Origin of the sequence: Bradyrhizobium sp. AZCC 1693 (genome assembly GCF_036924745.1) — a bacterium.
Lineage (GTDB): Bacteria > Pseudomonadota > Alphaproteobacteria > Rhizobiales > Xanthobacteraceae > Bradyrhizobium.
Window position 1 is genome coordinate 7546763 of the sequence record NZ_JAZHSD010000001.1, and the last position, 18246, is coordinate 7565008.

Genomic DNA, 18246 nt, shown 5'->3' on the forward strand with positions numbered 1-18246 from the left:
TTGTCGCGGCCCGATCGCCTACCTAGATAGAGGGCGCGAATCGGTAAAACAACGGGCCGTTAGGCCGCAGGCAGCCGGGATAAGTTGGCCCCAATTGGGCCGGGTCGATTGTGCTGGATGGGCCAATCGGATAGGTTGCCATCAGGCGAGGTTCTTGTTCTGTTTCCGGTCGCTTTTGTTCGGGACTTCGCCTTCACGGCAGCTCCGTCGTGGTCGCTAACCCTTGTCATCCGGAGCACACCAATTTCATGGATTTCAACAAAACACGGTACATCCCAATGAGCCGTCGACGCCGCATTTATGAAGGCAAGGCCAAGGTCCTGTATGAAGGTCCGGAGCCGGGAACCCTGATCCAGCACTTCAAGGACGATGCGACCGCGTTCAATGCGAAGAAACACCAGGTGATCGAGGGCAAGGGCGTCCTCAACAACCGGATTTCGGAGTACCTGTTTCAGCACCTCAACGACATCGGGGTGCCGACCCATTTCATCCGCCGCCTCAACATGCGCGAGCAGTTGATTCGCGAGGTCGAGATCGTGCCGCTGGAAGTGGTGGTGCGGAACGTCGCCGCCGGCTCGCTGTCGCAGCGCCTCGGCATCGAGGAGGGCACCCAGCTGCCGCGCTCGATCATCGAGTTCTATTACAAGAACGACCAGCTCAACGACCCCATGGTGTCGGAAGAGCACATCACCGCGTTCGGCTGGGCGACGCCGCAGGAAATCGACGACATCATGGCGCTCGCCATTCGCGTCAACGACTTCCTCACCGGGCTGTTTCTCGGCATCGGCATCCGTCTGGTCGATTTCAAGATGGAATGCGGCCGGCTGTTCGAGAACGAGATGATGCGGATCATCGTCGCCGACGAAATCTCTCCCGACTCATGCCGGCTGTGGGATATCAAGTCGAACGAGAAGCTCGACAAGGACCGTTTCCGCCGCGACCTCGGTGGCCTGCTGGAAGCCTATACCGAGGTGGCAAAGCGTCTGGGCATCCTGATGGAGAACGAGCGTCCGGCCGGTACCGGTCCGGTGCTGGTGAAGAGCTGAGGTTGAGATCGTGAAGGCACGCGTTACCGTTACGTTGAAGTCAGGCATTCTCGACCCGCAGGGCAAGGCCATCGAAGGCGCGCTGAAATCGCTCGGCGTCGATGGCGTCGCCAGCGTCCGCCAGGGCAAGGTGTTCGACATCGAGCTCTCGGGCGCCGACAAGGCCAAGGCAGAGGCGGCGTTGAAGGATGCCGCCGACAAGCTGTTGGCGAACACGGTGATCGAGAATTACCGGGTCGAAGTTCTGGGATGAGGATGTGAGCGGCCGGGCTTTGCCGCTCACAGCCATCCCGCGCGGCGGAATCGCCAATACAATCCGCCGCAGGCGATCAGCATCAGTCCGAGCACCGTGAAATATCCGAACTCCCATTCCAGTTCGGGCATGTGCTTGAAATTCATCCCGTAGATGGCGGCCACCGCGGTCGGCACGGCGATGATGGCGAGCCACGAGGCCAGCTTCTTGGAGACGGCGGTCTCCTGCGCCTGGGCCGACCAGAAGGCTCGCCTCGAAGGCGAACGCCAGCACCTCGCGCATGGAGTCAGTGCGCTCCTGAATGGTCCTGACGTGGTCGGTGACGTCACGAAACAGCGCCTGCATGGTCGAACGCACCATCGGCAAATTGTCGTGTTCGAGCCGGCGGCAGACCTCCACCAGCGGTCCAATCGCATTGCGCAGCCGCAGCAGGTCCCGCCGCAGCATATAGAGCCGTTCGACCTGGCTCCGTGTGATGGGATTGGCGAGCACGTCGTCTTCGATCGCCTCGACCTCCTCGTGGATCGTTTCCAGAACGGGAGAGTAGTTGTCGACGATGAAATCGAGGATGGCGTAGAGAATATAATCCTCACCGCGCGCGAGCGCCCGCGGACAGCTCTCGCAGCGTTCGCGCACCGGCGCATATGACGTCGATGCCCCATGGCGCACCGAGACGAGGTAGCCTTCGCCGACGAACAAATGGGTTTCGCCGAACGCGATCCGGCCCTCGATCAGTTGCGCCGTTCGCGCCACAATGAACAGGCCGTCGCCATACTGCTCGATCTTCGGCCGTTGATGGGCGTGGTTGGCGTCCTCGATCGCGAGATCGTGCAGGTCGAACTGCTGCTGCACGCTCTTCAGCAGCGCCAGATCCGGCTCGTACAGACCGATCCACACGACGTGCCCGGGCTTGCGGCGCCAGCTCGACGCCTCCTCGATGGCGATATTGGCGATCCGGCGGCCATCGACATAGACACCGGCCGCGACGACGCCCTCGGACGCCATCCGCTCGGTCGCGGCGCTCGCCAGCGACGGGACATTCATGGTTTCCATCCCTGAGCGATTGTTGTTGAACGTGGCTGCGATGCAGGCCGTTTTAGCGACGCTAGCACTGGCAAACCCGGCGTCAATTGGTTATGGGACTACCTGGTCGGCGCTCGGCCGACGATCTCGCTTGCAGCCGGCAACAGCCATGAAATCTGTCGTTCTCGTATTTTCCGCAATCGATCGCACCTTCCCCAGGCTTCCATTACAGGTTGCTGCGATCGCTTTCCTCGCCACGCTCCTTGCCACGCTTGTCGTTCACCCAGCCATGGCGCAGGCGCCGGGATCTACCAGGGTCATGATCCGCAATCCCGACGTGGCGAAGTGGGCAGGCAGCCGCATTTTTTCAGCACCAGCTCCAGTGAGTTCTTGTGCCGGCCGCTCGCCTGTCCTGCGCCCTCCAAGGTGACAGCGCGGATCTCGGCCAGCCCGACACGAAGTCCCGACCGTCAGGCGTTGGCGAAATATGCCAGCCAGAATATCCCGGCGGCGGTCGAACAGGCCAACCTGAATGCGGCCTCCAGCCTGGCGCCGGGCCGCAAGATCGAGCGGCTTTCCAGCACGGCCACCGAGGTGCGCGGCTATCCGGCGATCGCGCAGGAGATGCGCTTCGTCGGCGGCAAAGAGCCCGTCTATATGAGCAAGGTGACCATGTTCGTGAAATCGGCGCTGGTCGATATCGCCTCCTACTCGCCATCGCGCGAGACCGCGCGGCGTAACCGCGACCTGTTCGTCGGCGCGATGCAGGTCGAGGACATTCCGCTACCGCGATAAGAGTCCTGCCGGCAAAGCACTGGCGTATTCCACAATCCGGAACTATAGGTTTGGAAGAACCGGCTTGGCAGGCCAAGGTTGCGGGGTGGGGACTTCGATGGGATTGGTGGGGGCCGTGTTTCGGCTGGCGGCGATGGCCGCGGCGACGATTTGGCTTGCGGGCTGCATGACCGCGGCCGTGGGGCCGGAGCATCCGGGGACCCGGGTTCGCTACAAGTCGCCCGATCCGCAGAAATGGATCGGCAGCCAGTCGTTTGGCGACAGGCGCGCGACTTTCCGCTGCCGTCCGCTGGCATGTCCGGAATTGTCGATCGTCAGCATTCGTACGTCGGCCAGCCCGACACGCAGCCCCGATCCGCAGGCCCTGCAGAAATTCGCGCAGGAGAGCGCCCAGCTTGAGATGACCAAGACGGGTGAAGCTTCGGCCGAAGGGGGAAACCGGGTGCGGGATCTCTCGCTGCTTTCCACCCGCGTCGCCAATGTGAAAAACTTCCCGGCCGTCCATTGGGAGTATCAAGGCAGCTCAGCCGACAACAGGACGGTCTATATCGTCCGCAAGATGATGTTCGCCGGCAGCAGCGCCATCGACGTCATTTCCTCCTCCCTTGGCCTCGAGGTCGCTCGCCGTAATAGCAACGATTTCGTGGGTGTCCTGGAGATCGAGGATTTTGCCCCGCCCGCCGTTGTGGCGGCAAGGCCATGAAATCGGCCGCGTTGGCGGTTCCTGCGGGGTGGGGACCCCTATGCCGCGGCTGTTCAAAGTTCGGCGTCTGACGGTAGCGCCCGGCGGCAGAAAAGAATATGTAGTCAGCGCGACGCACCAGCACTGTTTCGTCCCACCGCCTGAAACCCCGGTAACGCCATGAAATCCGCCGTTCTCGTCTTTCCCGGAATCAATCGCGAGCGCGATATGGCGCGCGCGCTCAAGCTGGCCTCCGGCCAGGAGGCCGCGATGGTCTGGCATGCCGACACCGCGCTGCCAAAGGGGACCGATCTCGTGGTCGTGCCCGGCGGGTTCTCCTATGGCGATTACCTGCGCTGCGGCGCCATCGCCGCCCGCGCGCCTGTGATGGACGCCGTGCGCAAATTCGCAGCCGACGGCGGCCTCGTGCTCGGCGTCTGCAACGGCTTCCAGATTCTCTGCGAAGCGGGCTTGCTGCCCGGCGTGCTGATGCGCAATGCGCGGCTGAAATTCATCTGCCAAGATGTGCATCTGCGGGTCGAGCGCTCGGATACGCCGTTCACGCGCGGCTACAACGCCGGCCAGGTCATTCGCGTGCCCGTCGCGCATGGCGAGGGCAATTACGAAGCCGACGAAGAGACGGTGAAGCGTCTGGTAGGCGAGGGGCGGGTGCTCTATCGCTATTGCTCTGCTGACGGCGTTGTCGACGAGGAGTCCAACATCAACGGCGCCGCGGAGTCGATCGCCGGCATCGTCAACGAGCGCGGCAATGTGCTCGGCATGATGCCGCATCCGGAAAACCACGTCGAAGACATCATGGGCTGCACCGACGGCCGCGGCCTGTTCGCAGGCCTTGCCGCGCATCTGGAAAAAGCAGCGTGAAATCATTTGCAGTGAAACTGGCGGCCGCGCTTGTGGCATTGCTGGCGGTGTCCGCCGCCCAGGCGCAGGACTATCCCAAACGGCCCATCAGCATGATCGTGCCGTTCGCGGCCGGCGGCACTTCCGACGTGATCGCGCGCGTGGTCGCCGAGGAGATGGCCAAGTCGCTCGGGCAGCCGATCGTGATCGAGAATGTCGCGGGCGCCGGCGGTTCGACCGCGCTGACACGCGCGGCGCGCGCGGAAGCCGACGGCTATAGCATCGCCATCGGCAATGCCGGCACCAGCGCCGCGGCCTATACGATCTATCCGAAACTGCCGTTCACCCCGGAATCCTTCGTGCCGATCGCGGTCGTCGCGAAGACCTTCGGCATCGTGGCGATACGCAAGGATTTTCCGGCGAAGAACCTGCAGGAATTCATCGCCTATGCGAAGAAGAATCCCGGCAAGGTCAATCTCGGCCATGCCGGGATCGGCTCATCGAACTACCTGATCTGCAAAAGCTTTGAACACGCGGCCGGCATCGAGGTCACGCTGGTCGGCTATCGCGGCGCGGCGCCTGCGTTGACGGACGCGATCGGCGGCCAGATCGACGGCGTCTGCGACTCGGCCGCCTCGGTGTCGCAGGCGATTGACGACAAGCTGGTGAAGGGCCTGGTCGTGGGTTCGACGGTGCGGCTTTCAACCTTGCCCGATCTGCCGATGTCGTCGGAAGCGGGCCTCCCTGAATTCGAGGCACAGGGCTGGAACGGCCTGTTTGCGCCAAAGGGCACGCCGCCTGCGATCATCGCGAAACTGAGTGCGGCAGCCAGGACCGCCGTCGAGAGCGAGGCGGTGAAGAAGCGCTTTCACGATCTCTCCACTGTAGCGCCCGACGCCAACGAGCTCGCGCCCGAAGTGCTCGGGCAGTTGGTGACGCGCGACGTCGCGAAATACAAGAAGCTGCTCGAAGAGAAGAAGTAGCACCCGGCGACTTCGCTGATGAAAAAGCCCCGCCAAGCGGGGCTTTTTACTACCTGCCGGGTGTCGCGCCGGGTGCTGCCGGCGTCAACGTCGAACCACTGGGCGAGGGATTGAGTAGATTGTTTCCCGACGGGTTCAGTCCGCTGTTCCGTCCGGCAGCTGCACTGCCGGCGTTATTGGTCATGCCGGTGTCGGCGTTGCCGGTCGTCGCACTGCCGGTAGTCGTTCCACTGGTGGAAGGTCCCGTCGTCGTGCTGCTCGTTGCCGCGCCACCCGTGGCCGAACTTCCGCCTGCCGAGCCGCCAGTGGATTGCGCGAGCGCGCAAGTGCCCGTGAATGCCAGCGCTGTCGCCAATCCCAATGTTGCGAGTTTCATGATCGCTCCTTTTCTTGGCTTGCGTCGGGGCAAACGAGGTCCGCGCAGCCCGCGTTCCTGCCTGCCGATCACAGTTCGTTGCTGTTCCCATGAAGATTTCAACTGGCCACAAATGTGGAATCGCAGTGGTGCTTCTGTGGAATCGCCAGCCGATATTTCAAACTCAATCACAACTGAAGATTGTCTGATTGAACTTGCCGCGCTATCAAGGCCACCAAGGACCGTCCATCCCGTTCGCCTGGAATGCGCCATGCCTGTTGCTCTCGTCGTTTTGCTGCTCGATATCACGCTGATCTATCACGCATCGAGGACCGAACGCCTGCAGCCCTGGGCCTTCATCATCCTGATGATCCCGCTGGTCGGAGCACTCGCTTACATCGTCGTCGAACTGGTGCCGGAGTGGTTTGGCAGTGCCGGTGCGCAGCAGGCGCGCAAGCGCATTGCCGGCAAGCTCGATTCGGAAAAGCTCTATCGCGAGCTATCCGATCGGCTCGCCAACACAGACACTGTTGCCAATCGCGCCGCGCTGGCAGCGGAGTGCCTGAGGCTCGCGAGATTCGACGAGGCGGTGCGTCACTATGATCACATCCTGATGCTGCCGCTGGGTGGCGAGCCAGCCTATGCGCTGGGCAGGGCGCAGGCCGAATTCGGTCGTAACCGTCCGGCCGAGGCACTCGCCACGTTGGATGATCTGCAAAACGCTGGCCGGGCTTTGAATCGGCCGAGGCGCATTTGCTCTATGCGCGTTCGTTGGCAGAGGTCGGGCGGATCGACGAGGCGCTCGAAGAATACTACGCGCTGGTGCCGTACGCCCCCGGCGCGGAGGCACGGGTCCGCTACGGCATGCTGCTGCGCATGGTCGGCCGCGACGCCGAGGCCCGAGTAGTGTTCAACGAACTGCTGCTTCAGATGAAGCGCGCGCCCAAATATCTGCGCGAGGCGCAGGCGGAATGGCTGTCGATCGCCGAAAAGCAGTTGCTGATCTGAGTTTGCGAAAGCGTCGCAGTCGATGGATGACTATCGTCTGGGCCGCTTGAGCCAGCGCCGATACGCATCTTTCGGAATCGTCATCGCCGCTACCCCCGCCATGACAAGCACCAGGCCAAGCGCCAGGTTCGGCGGCACGGATTCGCCGAGCAGAACCACCGACAGGCCGACGCCGATCGGGATGCGCAAGTAGCCTTGCGCGTTGGTGGTCAGCGTGCCGAGCCGCGTCAGGCACATGTAGAACAGGCCGCAGACCTAAGATCGTCGCTGATGGTCTGCTGCTGGGCCTGCAGCGCGTCAGGTGGCAACGGCGCCTGTGCCTAAAGGCTTCCTCCACTTCACCCGCTTGATGGTGCCTGAGAACGTGAACAGCGACCGTTCGCCGGATTTCAGCACGCCGCGCAGGAAAATCAGCGAACCGCCGGCGCGGGTGATTTCGCCCTCGCATTCGACCAGTTCGCCCTCGCGCGCGGCATCGAGAAACTCGCAGGAAAACGAGACCGTCACGCCTGGCCCCTCCAGCACGGAGGAGGCGATCGCAAACAGGCAATAGTCGGCGAACGACATGAAGCAGCCGCCATGGACGTTGAGCTGGCCGTTGAGGTGCTTCTTCTCGACCCGGAACGCGCATTGCACGCGGCCGTTTTCGTCCATCCGGTGCCAGAACGGGCCGTTATGGGTCTCAAAACTGTCGCGGGTCCAGGTCCGCCAGCCCGCAAATTCGCCCTCGGTTTCGACATGCAGGTCGGGGCGCTGGTCGAATGCATTTTTGGGGAGTTCGTTCACTAAAAATGGCCCTTCAATTGGGTGTTTCCGCCCTTAAATCCGTTTCCGGAACGATGTGCAAACGCCGATCCCGCAAAGCTCCCCCCGTAAAGCTCTGGACAGGGCGGAAATGCGCCATAAAAGGCCTTTTCGCACCCCCTCGATCTTCCTATTAAGGCACCCATGAACGAGCCCCAGATCACCCCCGAACTCGTCGCCAGCCATGGCCTGAAGCCCGACGAGTATGAGCGCATCCTCAAGCTGATCGGGCGGGTGCCGAGTTTCACCGAACTGGGGATTTTCTCGGCGATGTGGAACGAGCACTGCTCGTACAAATCCTCCCGCATCCATCTGCGGGGCCTGCCGACCAAGGCGCCGTGGGTGATCCAGGGCCCGGGGGAGAACGCCGGCGTCATCGACATCGGCGACGGCCAGGCGGTCGTGTTCAAGATGGAGAGCCACAACCACCCGAGCTATATCGAGCCCTATCAGGGAGCGACCACCGGCGTCGGCGGCATTTTGCGCGACGTGTTCACGATGGGCGCGCGGCCGATCGCCTGCCTCAATGCGCTCTCGTTCGGTGCGCCGGAGCACCCCAAGACGCGGCATCTGGTGTCCGGCGTGGTCGCCGGCGTCGGCGGCTACGGCAATTCCTTCGGCGTGCCGACAGTGGGCGGGCAGGTGCGTTTCCACACCCGCTACGACGGCAACATCCTGGTCAACGCGATGGCGGTTGGGCTGGCCGAGACCGACAAGATTTTCTATGCGGCGGCCTCCGGCGTGAACATGCCGATCGTCTATCTCGGCTCCAAGACCGGCCGCGACGGCATTCACGGCGCCTCGATGGCCTCGGCCGAGTTCGACGACGATTCGGCCGAGAAGCGGCCGACGGTGCAGGTTGGCGATCCCTTTGCGGAAAAGCTGCTGCTGGAAGCCTGCCTCGAAATCATGGAAAAGGGTTGCGTGATCGCGATCCAGGACATGGGCGCGGCGGGGTTGACGTGCTCGGCGGTCGAGATGGGCGCCAAGGGCGACCTCGGCGTCGATCTCAATCTCGATGCGGTGCCGACGCGCGAAACCGGCATGAGCGCCTATGAGATGATGCTCTCGGAAAGCCAGGAGCGCATGCTCATGGTGCTGAAGCCTGAGAAGGAAGAAGAGGCTGAAGCGATCTTCAAAAAGTGGGGGCTCGATTTCGCCGTCGTCGGCTACACCACGCCGAGCAAGCGTTTTGTGGTCAAGCATGGCGGCGACGTCATGGCCGATCTGCCGATCAAGGAATTGGGCGACGAGGCGCCGGTCTATGACCGCCCGCATATTGCATCCGCGGCGCTGCCGGTGGTGCACGCGCGCGAGGTGGATCCACCGCTCGGCGTTTCGACGGCGCTGGAGAAGCTGATCGCGACGCCCGAACTGTGCTCGAAGCGCTGGGTGTGGGAGCAATATGACCACGTCATTCTCGGCAATACCGTGCAGCGTCCGGGTGGCGATGCTGCGGTGGTCCGCGTGCAGGATGGGCCGAAGGGGCTCGCACTCACCGTCGACGTGACGCCGCGCTACTGCGAGGCGGATCCGTTCGAAGGCGGCAAGCAGGCGGTGGCAGAAGCCTGGCGCAACATCACCGCGGTCGGCGGCCGTCCGCTCGCGATCACGGATAACCTCAATTTCGGCAATCCGGAGCGGCCCGAGATCATGGGCCAGTTCGTAGGCTGCCTGAAGGGTATTTCGGAAGCCTGCAGTGCGCTGGACTTCCCGGTGGTGTCGGGCAACGTCTCGCTCTACAATGAAACCAATGGCCGCGGCATTTTGCCGACGCCCTCGATCGGCGGCGTCGGCCTGCTCGACGATTTCACGAAATCCGCCACGCTGGCCTTCAAGGCCGCCGGTGAAGCGATCCTCTTGATTGGCGACACCCAGGGCTGGCTCGGACAGTCCGTTTACCTGCGCGATATCTGCGGCCGCGAAGAGGGCGCGCCGCCGCCGGTCGATCTCGCGGCCGAAAAGCGCAATGGCGACGTGGTGCGCGGCATGATCCACGCCGGCACCGCGACCGCGGTGCACGACATCTCCGACGGCGGCTTGCTGATCGCGCTCGCCGAGATGGCGATCGCCAGCGGCATCGGCGCGCAGCTATTGGCGGCGCCAGCCTCGATCGTGCCGCACGCCTACTGGTTCGGCGAGGATCAGGCGCGCTACATCGTGACGGTATCAGCGGCGGATGCCGGTCTGGTGCTGGCCAAGATGAAGGGCGCGGGCGTGCCGTGTGCGCGGATCGGCACCACGGGCGGCGATGCGATTGCGGTTGCGGGCGAGGGGCAAGTCGTGGTGAGTACGCTCAAATCGGCATTCGAGCGCTGGCTGCCCGCCTACATGAGCGGCAAGGCGTCGTAGGCTTGTCGTCATTCCGGGATGGTCCGAAGGACCAGACCTCAGGTGCGCAATTGCGCACCAGGGAATCTCGAGATTCTCCGATGCGCAATTGCGCATCGTAGTTCGATGCTTCGCATCGCCCCGGAATGACGGTTGTCTACAGCACCCTCGTCGCGCCCGGGATCTGCCGCAACGCTCGCGTCAAAGCCCAACTGAACGCGACGGTCAGAACGAATCCAATCGTGGCCTTGACGATCGCCGGCAGGTCGTAATCGAACAGCCAGTATTGCAGCCACAGCGCGATCGGGTAGTGCACCAGGAACATGCCGTAGGCGTCCGCCTGCATCGGATCGAGTAGCTTGGCTGAGCCTGATTGCCTGAACCTCTGGAAAAAGGCCAGGATCAGAAACATGATGGCCACGCTGAAGACAGCGAAGCAGATGGCATAGAGCCCCTCATACCAGTTCGGCAGCGGCGACGGATTTCCCAGTATTTCGCGCTTGATGAAGATCAGCACCCAGAGCAGGCAATACGGAACGATCGCCAGCACCATCCAGTCCCAGCTAACCTTCGCCATCCGGCCGTCTGCCGAGAGCAGACCGCGATCGATTTGCGCAACGCCGATGCCGGCACCGAAAAAGAAGTAGCTAGCATAGAGCATCACGCGCCCGTGCTGCACCGAGAACGGCCCGAACTCGAACCAGCTGCTTGGTCCATAACGCATCAGCCCGGGAACGTAGAACGCCGCTGTGACAGCAAGCATGACCGCGAAGAACACCGCGGGCCGGCGGCGGCCGTGCAGCGAGAGGCGATTGATCGGATCGAGCAGATTCGGCGACAGCGGGTACAGCAGGCAGGCAACCAGATCGAAGGCGAACAAGACCCAGAGAAACCAGATCGGCCCGCTCGGCCACGGTCCCTTCGTGATCATGTTCCACCAGTATTCCGAAAAGCCGATTTCGGGATGGTGCCGCAGGGAAATCGCGTAATAGGCGAGCGGAATGACCGTGAACGCGCAGATCACGAACGGCAGGCCAAGCCGAAGCAGGCGATCTGCCAAATAGCTCAGCGGTCCCTTGCGGGCAATACCGGACCAGGCGAACAGTCCCGACAGGAAAAAGAACATCGCCATGAAGAAACTGTCGGTGGCGAGCACGATCATATCGAAGCCGAAGAACGACTTCGGATCGGTATGACCGAAATAAGTATAGGGGATGACGGCGTGATGCAGCAGCACCACCAGCGTCAGGAAGGTGCGGGCGCGATCAAGCGAAAGGTTTCGCGATTTGGCCTTGGGCACCGCGCTCACGTCGGCATGCCCCACGGCGGAAATCGATGTCATGCGCGCCTCCCAGCCAGGCTGTTCGTGTCAAATGTTGCAGCCGGGAACCCGATTCAGCAAGGGCAAATCGGGCACTGACGAGCCGCTCTTCCGCTACCAGGCTGCTTCGGAACCGGCAGCGCAACCCCCCGTTAGAACTGGTGAATTGATGGGCCGCCATGGGCGTGCCCCAGAGGCCCCGGAGCACGCAATGACAATTCTCAAATGGGCGCTGATCTTCTTTCTGGTGTCGATCGTTGCCGGCCTTCTCGGCTTCACCGGCATTTCGGCGGCCTCCGCCGACATCGCCCGCTTCCTGTTCTATGTCTTCGTCGTGATCTTCCTGGTGCTGCTGATCCTCGGGCTCACGATATTCAGGGCGTAGCTACGTGCCCGTCATTCCGGGGTTTCAATCCTGTCGCATCGCCCCGGAATGACGTCGCTACGCCACTTCCTCGATCGTCACCTTGTCTGGATAGAATGCCAGATGGCCTGATATCTCGGCCATCGCCGGGAAGGGCGTCTCATAGGTCCAGATCGAATTTTCGATGCTCTTGCCGTTGGCATTGATGCTGAAGTAGTTCGCATCCCCCTTGTAGGGGCAGTGCGTGGTCCGCTCGGTGCGGGCCAGGAGCGCCATATTGGCATCCTCGCGCGGCACATATTGCACTGCCGGATAGCTGGCTTCCTTCAGGGTCAGCGCGTGGGTGGTATCGGCGATGACCACGCCGCCGGCCGAGACCCGGACGCGCTTGGGGTTTGCCGTAATCGTGATCGGATGGTCGGGACCGGGCAATTTCATGATTTTGAGCCTCTTTTTCGGTCAGCCCGAAATGATCGGGCGCGACCGCATCTCACAGTGTCAAACGATCGGACCGGGAATATAGTGCCGCCAGGCGTGACCTAGAAGAGCGCACGCGCTAGGTTCGGCCGTCACGGTCGCGCGAGCCGGCCGTGATTCGAAACACCTGACGGAGACATCCTGGAAATGCCGATGGACGCCCACGATATCGAATCGATGATCAAGGCAGCTATCCCCGATGCCGAGGTGACGATCCGCGATCTCGCAGGCGACGGCGACCACTACGCCGCGACCGTGATCTCGGAATCCTTCCGTGGCAAGTCGCGCGTGCAGCAGCACCAGATCGTCTACCAGTCGCTCAAGGGGCAGATGGGTGGCTTGCTGCATGCGCTGGCGCTGCAGACCGGGGTACCTGACGGACCCGGAGTGCCGAAGGGCTAGGCCCCGACGAACCACGCAGGGGCACCGATGACGGACAATCCGCACGGCGCTATGTTTCGCGCGATCGTGCCGCACCAGCACAGCCGCGTCACCTACGCGGAGCTGTTCTTTGATCTCGTCTTCGTGTTTGCGGTTACGCAGATCTCGCACACGCTGCTCGCGCACTTTACGCCGTTAGGCGTATTGCAGGTCACGCTGCTGTTTCTCGCGGTGTGGTGGGTGTGGGTCTTCACCTCCTGGATCACCAACTGGCTCAATCCCGAAAAGACCCCGGTCCGGCTCCTGCTGTTTGCGATGATGCTGGGCGGGCTGGTGCTGTCGACCTCGATCCCGGCCGCGTTTGAAGCGCGAGGATTGTGGTTCGCCATCGCCTATGCGGCGATGCAGGTCGGCAAGACGATATTTCTGTGGGTGTCCACGCCGCCGTCGCGCCCGCGGGCACGCATGAATGCCATCCGGATCGCCGCCTGGCTTTCGGTGTCGGCAATCTTCTGGATCGCCGGCGGGGTGATGGAAGGTCAGTCGCGGCTGTTGCTGTGGGCGATCGCGCTCGTCATCGAATATATTTCGCCGGCGGTGCGGTTCTGGATACCTCGATATGGCGCGTCTTCCGTCGCAGACTGGGTGATCGAAGGCGGCCATATGGCCGAGCGCTGCGCGCTCTTCGTCATCATCGCGCTTGGCGAATCCGTTGTCGTGACGGGCGCAACATTTGCCGAGCTTGTCTGGTCGGCCGAAAGCCTTGCCGCCTTCGCCTCGGTGTTGGCCGGCAGCATCGCCATGTGGTGGATCTATTTCCACATCGGTGCGGAAGCCGGCTCCGAGCAGATATCAAGATCGAGCGAACCGGGAAGGCTGGCGCGTCTCGCCTATACCTATCTGCACATGCCGATCGTGGCCGGCATCATCGTCGCCGCGGTGGCCGATGAACTGGTGCTGAAGCACCCGGGCGGGCATTCCGATCCCAAGACAGTGATGAGCGCGATCGGAGGTCCCTTGCTGTTTCTGTTCGGGACCATCCTGTTCAAGCACAGCTTTCGCGGCTTCCTTCAGCTCTCGCACGGGGTCGGCATTATTGCGCTCGGCGTGCTGGCCTGGTTCGCAAGCGAGCTGTCGCCGCTGATGCTGTCGATCCTGACCACCGCGATCATGATCGCGGTCGCGGTGTGGGAATCGATCTCGCTGCAATCCGATCCGGCAGAGTAGCGCCTTTAATCAGGCAGCGATCGCCTGACCGGCACGATTGGCGAGGTGTTGTGCTGATCGACGACGTTTCGAAGAACGAGAGTTGACAATTGCACGACAAGCGCCCGCAGCCTGGCGTTCTCCTCGATGAGGGACGCCCGTTCGGCGTCCGCCTCTTGATCCCAAGCCGAGTCCGCGGAAACGGACGACGAGCTGGAAAATTCCCTCCGTTGGCCGGACGTTGGATACGCATTTCCCATGACTGATATCCCCTGGCACGAACTGACCCCTAGCCGAGCCTGCCGCAGAAACTCGACTGAGTCCGCGTCAAAAGTTGGACGTTTCGAAGGGCAAACGGGAGCACAGATGGAGCGTTTTGCGGGCGGCTCGATAAAGATGAAGATTTGTTAAGAAGTTTGTCTATAGTGGGCGCGGCAAAGGTGTGGGGACGCGCGGCGGCGTAGCACCTTTCCATCCGACCTTGACCAGCGCGATTCACTCAGTGCCCACGGACGTGCTGTGGGTGGGAATACGCGCCTATGAAACAAAGTGAAGCAAGAGTACGCATTATTCAGGAGTGGGATCGCTGGATCTTGACGCAGTCGATCGAGCAGGACAGGCCCACTGGAAAAGACTCATTGAAGTTCTTCCACGAACTGCAGGACACCGGATCGCCGCTGTTGGACTTCCAGTCTCGCGGACAGGACAAGTGGCGGATCATTCACGCGTGGCTGCTGGGTGCGGACCGACTATTCGATGACTGGATATCCGCCGCGCCCCGGATCGCTCCTTCGCGAAGGATGCGACCGGAGCGCAGGAGATCGGACTGCAAGACGTGAATTGGAAAGACCTGCAAAGACGTGAGCTGCAAAGCTTGCGCCCGCACCTCAGGCTGACGCCGCCAGCGCGTGAACCGAGAACATCCGGTCGCGGTCGGTCCAGGATTCCCGTACCGACCAGCCGGAGTCGCCCGCCAGTACGGTGAAGCGGTCAAGGCTGTATTTGTAGCTCGACTCGGTGTGGATGCTTTCGCCGGGACGGAATGAAAAATTCCGCCCGAGGATGCGCACGGTCTGCGCCTTCTTGGCGATCAGGTGCATCTCGATGCGATGCCGCTCGCGGTTATAGACCGAGCGGTGCATGAAGGCGGAAACGTCGAAATTGCCGCCAAGCTCGCGGTTGATGCGGACCAGAACGTTGAGATTGAAGCGCGCGGTGACGCCGGCGGCATCGTTATAGGCATCGTAAAGCACCCGCTCGTTCTTCTCGAGGTCAACGCCGATGATCATCTGCGCGCCTTCGCCCAGAATCTCGCGCGCGCTGCGCAGGAAGCCGAGCGCTTCGTGCGGCTCGAAATTGCCGAGCGTCGATCCCGGAAAGAAGCCAACCTTGGGCATCCCTTCGATTTCGGCCGGCAGGGCAAACGGCGCGGTGAAATCGGCGGCAACCGGATAGACGCCGAGCTCGGGAAAATCGTTGCGCAAGCCGCCGGCTTGCGCATTCAGGAAGTCGCCGGAAATGTCGACCGGGACATAAGCGCCGAAATCGCAGCGCTCCAGCAGCAGGCGGACCTTGGTGGTGGCGCCGGCGCCGAATTCCACCAGCGCGGCGCCCTTGGGGATGATGGAAGCGATCTCGTCGCCGCGGCTGCGCAGAATGCCGAGCTCGGTGCGGGTCGGATAATATTCCGGCAGCACCGTGATCTGCTCGAACAGCTCGGAGCCTGCGGCGTCGTAGAAATATTTCGGCGACAGGCGCTTGGGGAATTGCGAGAGATCGCCGATCACGTCGCCGGCAAAGGCGGATGTCTGCTCATCAAACGGGTAGCTTTGGGCCAAAGCGGCGGCGTGCACATTCATGATACTCTCCTGAACGCGCTTTCCGGCGCGCTTCGATGATCGGAAATTTCAGGCGTAATCGGCGAGGCGTAACCCCGTGAATTGCCAGCGATGGAAGGGATAGAAGAAGTTGCGATAGGTGATACGGCTGTGGCCGGGTGGAGTTGCAAGCGAGGAGCCGCGCAGCACCAACTGGTTGACCATGAACTTGCCGTTATATTCCCCCAGCGCCCCCTCGATGGCGCGGTAGCCGGGGTAGGGCGAATAGGCGCTGCGGGTCCACTGCCAGACGATGCCGAAGGCGTCGTTGAGCTGGCCCGCGCGGGCGGCGACTTCCCACTCCATCTCGGTCGGCAGATGCCGGCCGGCCCAGCGCGCAAAGGCGTCCGCCTCGTAATAGCTGACATGGCTGACCGGGGCTGAAGGGTCGATCGGCTGCAATCCGCCGAGCGTCATGATCCGCCATTCATCATCGACCTGCCGCCAGTGGCCAGGCGCCTGCCAGCCCTCGTTGGTGGCGACAGCAAAGCCGTCCATCAGCCACAGCGTGGCCGTGCCGTAGCCGCCGTCCTTCATGAAGGCCAGCCATTCGGCATTGGTGACGAGGTTACGGGCGAGCCTGACCGGGCCGACGAGGGCGCGGTGCGCGGGCTTTTCATTGTCGAAATGGAAGCTGTCGTCGCTGTGGCCTACGGTGTGGATGCCCTCGTTGAGGGTGACCCATTCCTCGGCCGAACGGTGCGAAGCCGGGAAGCGCCACGATGGATCGTAGGCCGGCGGGATCGGGTTCTGCGCAAAGGCGTGCAGGATATCGGTCAGCATCAATTCCTGATGCTGCTGCTCGTGGTTGAGGCCGACCTCGACCAGGGGGGCGAGCTTGGCGAGGCGCTCTTCGCCGGCGTTCTGGAAGAACTTGACCACGGCGGCGTCGACATGCCGGCGATAGGCGGTGACCTCGTCCGCGCTCGGGCGGGTCAAATGGCCGCGCTGGTGACGGGCGTGCCGCGGTCCTGCGCTGACATAATAGGAATTGAATAGAAACGCGTAGTCCGGGTGGAAGGGCTGGTAACCCTCGCAGTGCTCGCCGAGCAGGAATTGCTCGAAGAACCAGGTGGTATGGGCGCGATGCCATTTGGCCGGGCTGGCGTCCGGCATCGATTGGATGAGCTGGTCCTCCGGGCTCAAGGGTGCGGCCCGGCGCTCGGTCTCGCCGCGGACGGCCAGATAGGCCTCCACCAGATTCTGGGCGAGGGTGCCTGAATCGGAAAAAAGTGACGGGGCTGATGTCGCGAACTCGGCGGCGGCTACTGGTTTCGTCACTGGTGTCTCCGGTCAAGGGAGAGAACGTTGGTCCGGGAAACTGGTTCCCGGCGGGCAGTCCGTCCTAAATAGGGGCTCCGTTCCGGGAAAAAAGCCTTCCCCCGGCATGATATTGATGCCGTCAGACTATGAGCGCGGGCCGTCCCGGGGGGCCTCAAGCGGGCCGGGGCATGCCCGATGCCCCCCATTTTACTTTGGATGCACAACGGTTTGGGCTACATATATGGCAAGTAAACGGGTTACACGGGACGAGCCGGGCCCGTGGGCGCTGTGCCCCAAAAGGAAGCGAATATGAGCATCGAACAATTCATCGCCAACGAAGTGAAGTCGAACGACGTCGTGCTGTTCATGAAGGGCACGCCGCAGTTTCCGCAGTGCGGTTTCTCGGGCCAGGTGGTGCAGATCCTCGACCACGTCGGCGTCGGCTACAAGGGCCTGAACGTCCTGGAATCCGCCGAGCTTCGCAACGGCATCAAGGAATATTCGAACTGGCCGACGATCCCGCAGCTCTACGTCAAGGGTGAGTTCATCGGCGGCTGCGACATCATCCGCGAGATGTTCCAGGCCGGCGAATTGCAGCAGCTGTTCGCCGACAAGGGCGTCACCGTCAGCGCGGCGGCCTCGGCCTGAGCGGGCTCGCGCGCCAGATCGGCAAGGCGCGGCTGGAAGTCAGGGTTGCCGACATTACCACGCTGCGCGTTGACGCCATCGTCAACGCGGCGAATTCGTCGCTCCTTGGCGGGGGCGGCGTCGATGGCGCGATCCATCGTGCCGCGGGGCCGGAACTCGTGGCCGAGTGCCGGATGCTCCACGGCTGCAAGACCGGCGACGCCAAGATCACCCAAGGTTACCGCCTGCCGGCCAAGCATGTGATCCACACGGTTGGGCCGGTGTGGAATGGCGGCACGCTCGGCGAGGACGATCTGCTTGCCTCCTGCTATCGTCGCTCGATCGAATTGTGCCAGAAGGACGGCCTTGTTTCCGTCGCCTTTCCCGCGATCTCAACGGGCGTCTATCGCTTCCCCGCCGAACGCGCGGCCGGCATCGCAGTCCAGACCGTCGTCGACGCGCTCGCGGCTGCACCCACAGTGACGCAAGTCATCTTCTGCTGCTTCTCCGATGCCAGCGCCCAGTTGCATCAGGCGGCATTGGACACCTTCGGCAGCCCTGTCCGTAGCGGGTGAAGTTGTCGTATTTT

19 protein-coding genes and 2 pseudogenes are annotated in these 18246 nt (G+C 62.6%); 14 read left to right on the forward strand and 7 right to left on the reverse strand.

Annotated features, from left to right (window positions below):
• Nucleotides 1-278 precede the first annotated feature (278 nt).
• Both purC and purS read left to right on the forward strand, forming a co-directional pair.
• On the forward strand, nucleotides 279-1046 hold the full coding sequence (gene purC / locus V1293_RS35785) for a phosphoribosylaminoimidazolesuccinocarboxamide synthase (RefSeq protein WP_171708996.1): 768 nt from the start codon (nucleotides 279-281) through the stop codon (nucleotides 1044-1046).
• Nucleotides 1047-1056: 10 nt separating this feature from the next.
• Nucleotides 1057-1299, forward strand: a complete 243-nt coding sequence (gene purS, locus V1293_RS35790; RefSeq protein WP_334516485.1) for a phosphoribosylformylglycinamidine synthase subunit PurS — start codon at nucleotides 1057-1059, stop codon at nucleotides 1297-1299.
• Nucleotides 1300-1325: 26 nt separating this feature from the next.
• Here the strand turns inward: purS and corA are convergent.
• A pseudogene (gene corA / locus V1293_RS35795) lies at nucleotides 1326-2343 on the reverse strand (magnesium/cobalt transporter CorA).
• A 369-nt stretch (nucleotides 2344-2712) separates the two neighbouring features.
• On the opposite strand from corA, the gene V1293_RS35800 reads away from it, so the two are divergent.
• The 5 genes from V1293_RS35800 to V1293_RS35820 all read left to right on the forward strand — a co-directional run bounded on the left by V1293_RS35800 (nucleotide 2713) and on the right by V1293_RS35820 (nucleotide 6905).
• Complete coding sequence (locus V1293_RS35800; protein WP_334516487.1) at nucleotides 2713-3117, forward strand: hypothetical protein; 405 nt, start codon at nucleotides 2713-2715, stop codon at nucleotides 3115-3117.
• 133 nt (nucleotides 3118-3250) lie between these two features.
• Nucleotides 3251-3820 carry a hypothetical protein gene (locus V1293_RS35805; RefSeq protein WP_334516489.1) on the forward strand — a complete coding sequence of 190 codons (570 nt, stop codon included), beginning with the start codon at nucleotides 3251-3253 and terminating at the stop codon, nucleotides 3818-3820.
• 159 nt (nucleotides 3821-3979) lie between these two features.
• The gene (gene purQ, locus V1293_RS35810) at nucleotides 3980-4681 is read left to right on the forward strand and encodes a phosphoribosylformylglycinamidine synthase subunit PurQ (protein ID WP_334516490.1); all 702 of its coding nucleotides are present in this window, start codon (nucleotides 3980-3982) and stop codon (nucleotides 4679-4681) included.
• Nucleotides 4678-5643: a tripartite tricarboxylate transporter substrate-binding protein gene (locus V1293_RS35815; RefSeq protein ID WP_334516491.1), complete on the forward strand. Its 966-nt coding sequence runs from the start codon at nucleotides 4678-4680 to the stop codon at nucleotides 5641-5643. The genes purQ and V1293_RS35815 overlap by 4 nt, the downstream gene beginning before the upstream one ends.
• Before the next feature lie 110 nt (nucleotides 5644-5753).
• Nucleotides 5754-6905 (forward strand): hypothetical protein, encoded by a 1152-nt coding sequence (locus V1293_RS35820; protein ID WP_334516492.1) that lies wholly within the window; start codon nucleotides 5754-5756, stop codon nucleotides 6903-6905.
• Nucleotides 6906-7036: 131 nt separating this feature from the next.
• On the opposite strand, the pseudogene V1293_RS35825 reads toward V1293_RS35820, so the two are convergent.
• Nucleotides 7037-7252: pseudogene (locus V1293_RS35825) on the reverse strand (EamA/RhaT family transporter); the annotation flags it as partial.
• Nucleotides 7253-7303: 51 nt separating this feature from the next.
• Nucleotides 7304-7792 carry a PaaI family thioesterase gene (locus tag V1293_RS35830; RefSeq protein ID WP_334516494.1) on the reverse strand — a complete coding sequence of 163 codons (489 nt, stop codon included), beginning with the start codon at nucleotides 7790-7792 and terminating at the stop codon, nucleotides 7304-7306.
• A 162-nt stretch (nucleotides 7793-7954) separates the two neighbouring features.
• On the opposite strand from V1293_RS35830, the gene purL reads away from it, so the two are divergent.
• The gene (purL, locus tag V1293_RS35835; RefSeq protein ID WP_334516496.1) at nucleotides 7955-10162 is read left to right on the forward strand and encodes a phosphoribosylformylglycinamidine synthase subunit PurL; all 2208 of its coding nucleotides are present in this window, start codon (nucleotides 7955-7957) and stop codon (nucleotides 10160-10162) included.
• A gap of 136 nt (nucleotides 10163-10298) precedes the next feature.
• Here purL and V1293_RS35840 read toward each other — a convergent pair whose 3' ends face one another.
• Nucleotides 10299-11483 (reverse strand): acyltransferase family protein, encoded by a 1185-nt coding sequence (locus tag V1293_RS35840; RefSeq protein WP_334516497.1) that lies wholly within the window; start codon nucleotides 11481-11483, stop codon nucleotides 10299-10301.
• Between the two features lie 190 nt (nucleotides 11484-11673).
• Between V1293_RS35840 and V1293_RS35845 the strand changes: the two genes are divergently transcribed.
• Nucleotides 11674-11847 carry a DUF1328 domain-containing protein gene (locus V1293_RS35845; protein ID WP_025590829.1) on the forward strand — a complete coding sequence of 58 codons (174 nt, stop codon included), beginning with the start codon at nucleotides 11674-11676 and terminating at the stop codon, nucleotides 11845-11847.
• 57 nt (nucleotides 11848-11904) lie between these two features.
• On the opposite strand, the gene V1293_RS35850 is transcribed toward V1293_RS35845, so the two are convergent.
• Nucleotides 11905-12264 carry a DUF427 domain-containing protein gene (locus tag V1293_RS35850; RefSeq protein ID WP_334516498.1) on the reverse strand — a complete coding sequence of 120 codons (360 nt, stop codon included), beginning with the start codon at nucleotides 12262-12264 and terminating at the stop codon, nucleotides 11905-11907.
• Nucleotides 12265-12450: 186 nt separating this feature from the next.
• On the opposite strand from V1293_RS35850, the gene V1293_RS35855 reads away from it, so the two are divergent.
• The 3 genes from V1293_RS35855 (at nucleotide 12451) to V1293_RS35865 (ending at nucleotide 14729) form a co-directional block, all read left to right on the forward strand.
• Complete coding sequence (locus V1293_RS35855; protein ID WP_334516500.1) at nucleotides 12451-12705, forward strand: BolA family protein; 255 nt, start codon at nucleotides 12451-12453, stop codon at nucleotides 12703-12705.
• A 27-nt stretch (nucleotides 12706-12732) separates the two neighbouring features.
• Nucleotides 12733-13911: a low temperature requirement protein A gene (locus tag V1293_RS35860; RefSeq protein ID WP_334516502.1), complete on the forward strand. Its 1179-nt coding sequence runs from the start codon at nucleotides 12733-12735 to the stop codon at nucleotides 13909-13911.
• Between the two features lie 518 nt (nucleotides 13912-14429).
• The gene (locus V1293_RS35865; protein ID WP_334516504.1) at nucleotides 14430-14729 is read left to right on the forward strand and encodes a hypothetical protein; all 300 of its coding nucleotides are present in this window, start codon (nucleotides 14430-14432) and stop codon (nucleotides 14727-14729) included.
• Between the two features lie 48 nt (nucleotides 14730-14777).
• On the opposite strand, the gene egtD is transcribed toward V1293_RS35865, so the two are convergent.
• Both egtD and egtB read right to left on the reverse strand, forming a co-directional pair.
• Complete coding sequence (egtD, locus tag V1293_RS35870; RefSeq protein WP_334516505.1) at nucleotides 14778-15749, reverse strand: L-histidine N(alpha)-methyltransferase; 972 nt, start codon at nucleotides 15747-15749, stop codon at nucleotides 14778-14780.
• Nucleotides 15750-15797: 48 nt separating this feature from the next.
• Complete coding sequence (gene egtB / locus V1293_RS35875) at nucleotides 15798-17048, reverse strand: ergothioneine biosynthesis protein EgtB (protein ID WP_334516507.1); 1251 nt, start codon at nucleotides 17046-17048, stop codon at nucleotides 15798-15800.
• A 291-nt stretch (nucleotides 17049-17339) separates the two neighbouring features.
• Here egtB and grxD point away from each other — a divergent pair, with 291 nt between their 5' ends.
• Together grxD and V1293_RS35885 are read left to right on the forward strand one after the other, a co-directional pair.
• A complete protein-coding gene (grxD, locus tag V1293_RS35880) occupies nucleotides 17340-17678 on the forward strand; it encodes a Grx4 family monothiol glutaredoxin (RefSeq protein ID WP_108516906.1) in 339 nt (112 codons plus the stop codon).
• Nucleotides 17675-18232, forward strand: a complete 558-nt coding sequence (locus V1293_RS35885; RefSeq protein ID WP_334517063.1) for an O-acetyl-ADP-ribose deacetylase — start codon at nucleotides 17675-17677, stop codon at nucleotides 18230-18232. The genes grxD and V1293_RS35885 overlap by 4 nt, the downstream gene beginning before the upstream one ends.
• The last annotated feature ends 14 nt before the right edge of the window (nucleotides 18233-18246 follow it).

Excerpts from the sequence above, each read along its gene's own strand:
- purC (WP_171708996.1), top strand. The coding sequence starts at position 279 with ATGAGCCGTCGACGCCGCATTTATGAAGGCAAGGCCAAGGTCCTGTAT.
- V1293_RS35805 (WP_334516489.1), top strand. The coding sequence starts at position 3,251 with ATGGCCGCGGCGACGATTTGGCTTGCGGGCTGCATGACCGCGGCCGTG.
- purQ (WP_334516490.1), top strand. The coding sequence starts at position 3,980 with ATGAAATCCGCCGTTCTCGTCTTTCCCGGAATCAATCGCGAGCGCGAT.
- purL (WP_334516496.1), top strand. The coding sequence starts at position 7,955 with ATGAACGAGCCCCAGATCACCCCCGAACTCGTCGCCAGCCATGGCCTG.
- V1293_RS35840 (WP_334516497.1), bottom strand. The coding sequence starts at position 11,483 with ATGACATCGATTTCCGCCGTGGGGCATGCCGACGTGAGCGCGGTGCCC.
- V1293_RS35845 (WP_025590829.1), top strand. The coding sequence starts at position 11,674 with ATGACAATTCTCAAATGGGCGCTGATCTTCTTTCTGGTGTCGATCGTT.
- V1293_RS35850 (WP_334516498.1), bottom strand. The coding sequence starts at position 12,264 with ATGAAATTGCCCGGTCCCGACCATCCGATCACGATTACGGCAAACCCC.
- V1293_RS35855 (WP_334516500.1), top strand. The coding sequence starts at position 12,451 with ATGCCGATGGACGCCCACGATATCGAATCGATGATCAAGGCAGCTATC.
- V1293_RS35860 (WP_334516502.1), top strand. The coding sequence starts at position 12,733 with ATGACGGACAATCCGCACGGCGCTATGTTTCGCGCGATCGTGCCGCAC.
- V1293_RS35865 (WP_334516504.1), top strand. The coding sequence starts at position 14,430 with ATGAAACAAAGTGAAGCAAGAGTACGCATTATTCAGGAGTGGGATCGC.
- egtD (WP_334516505.1), bottom strand. The coding sequence starts at position 15,749 with ATGAATGTGCACGCCGCCGCTTTGGCCCAAAGCTACCCGTTTGATGAG.
- grxD (WP_108516906.1), top strand. The coding sequence starts at position 17,340 with ATGAGCATCGAACAATTCATCGCCAACGAAGTGAAGTCGAACGACGTC.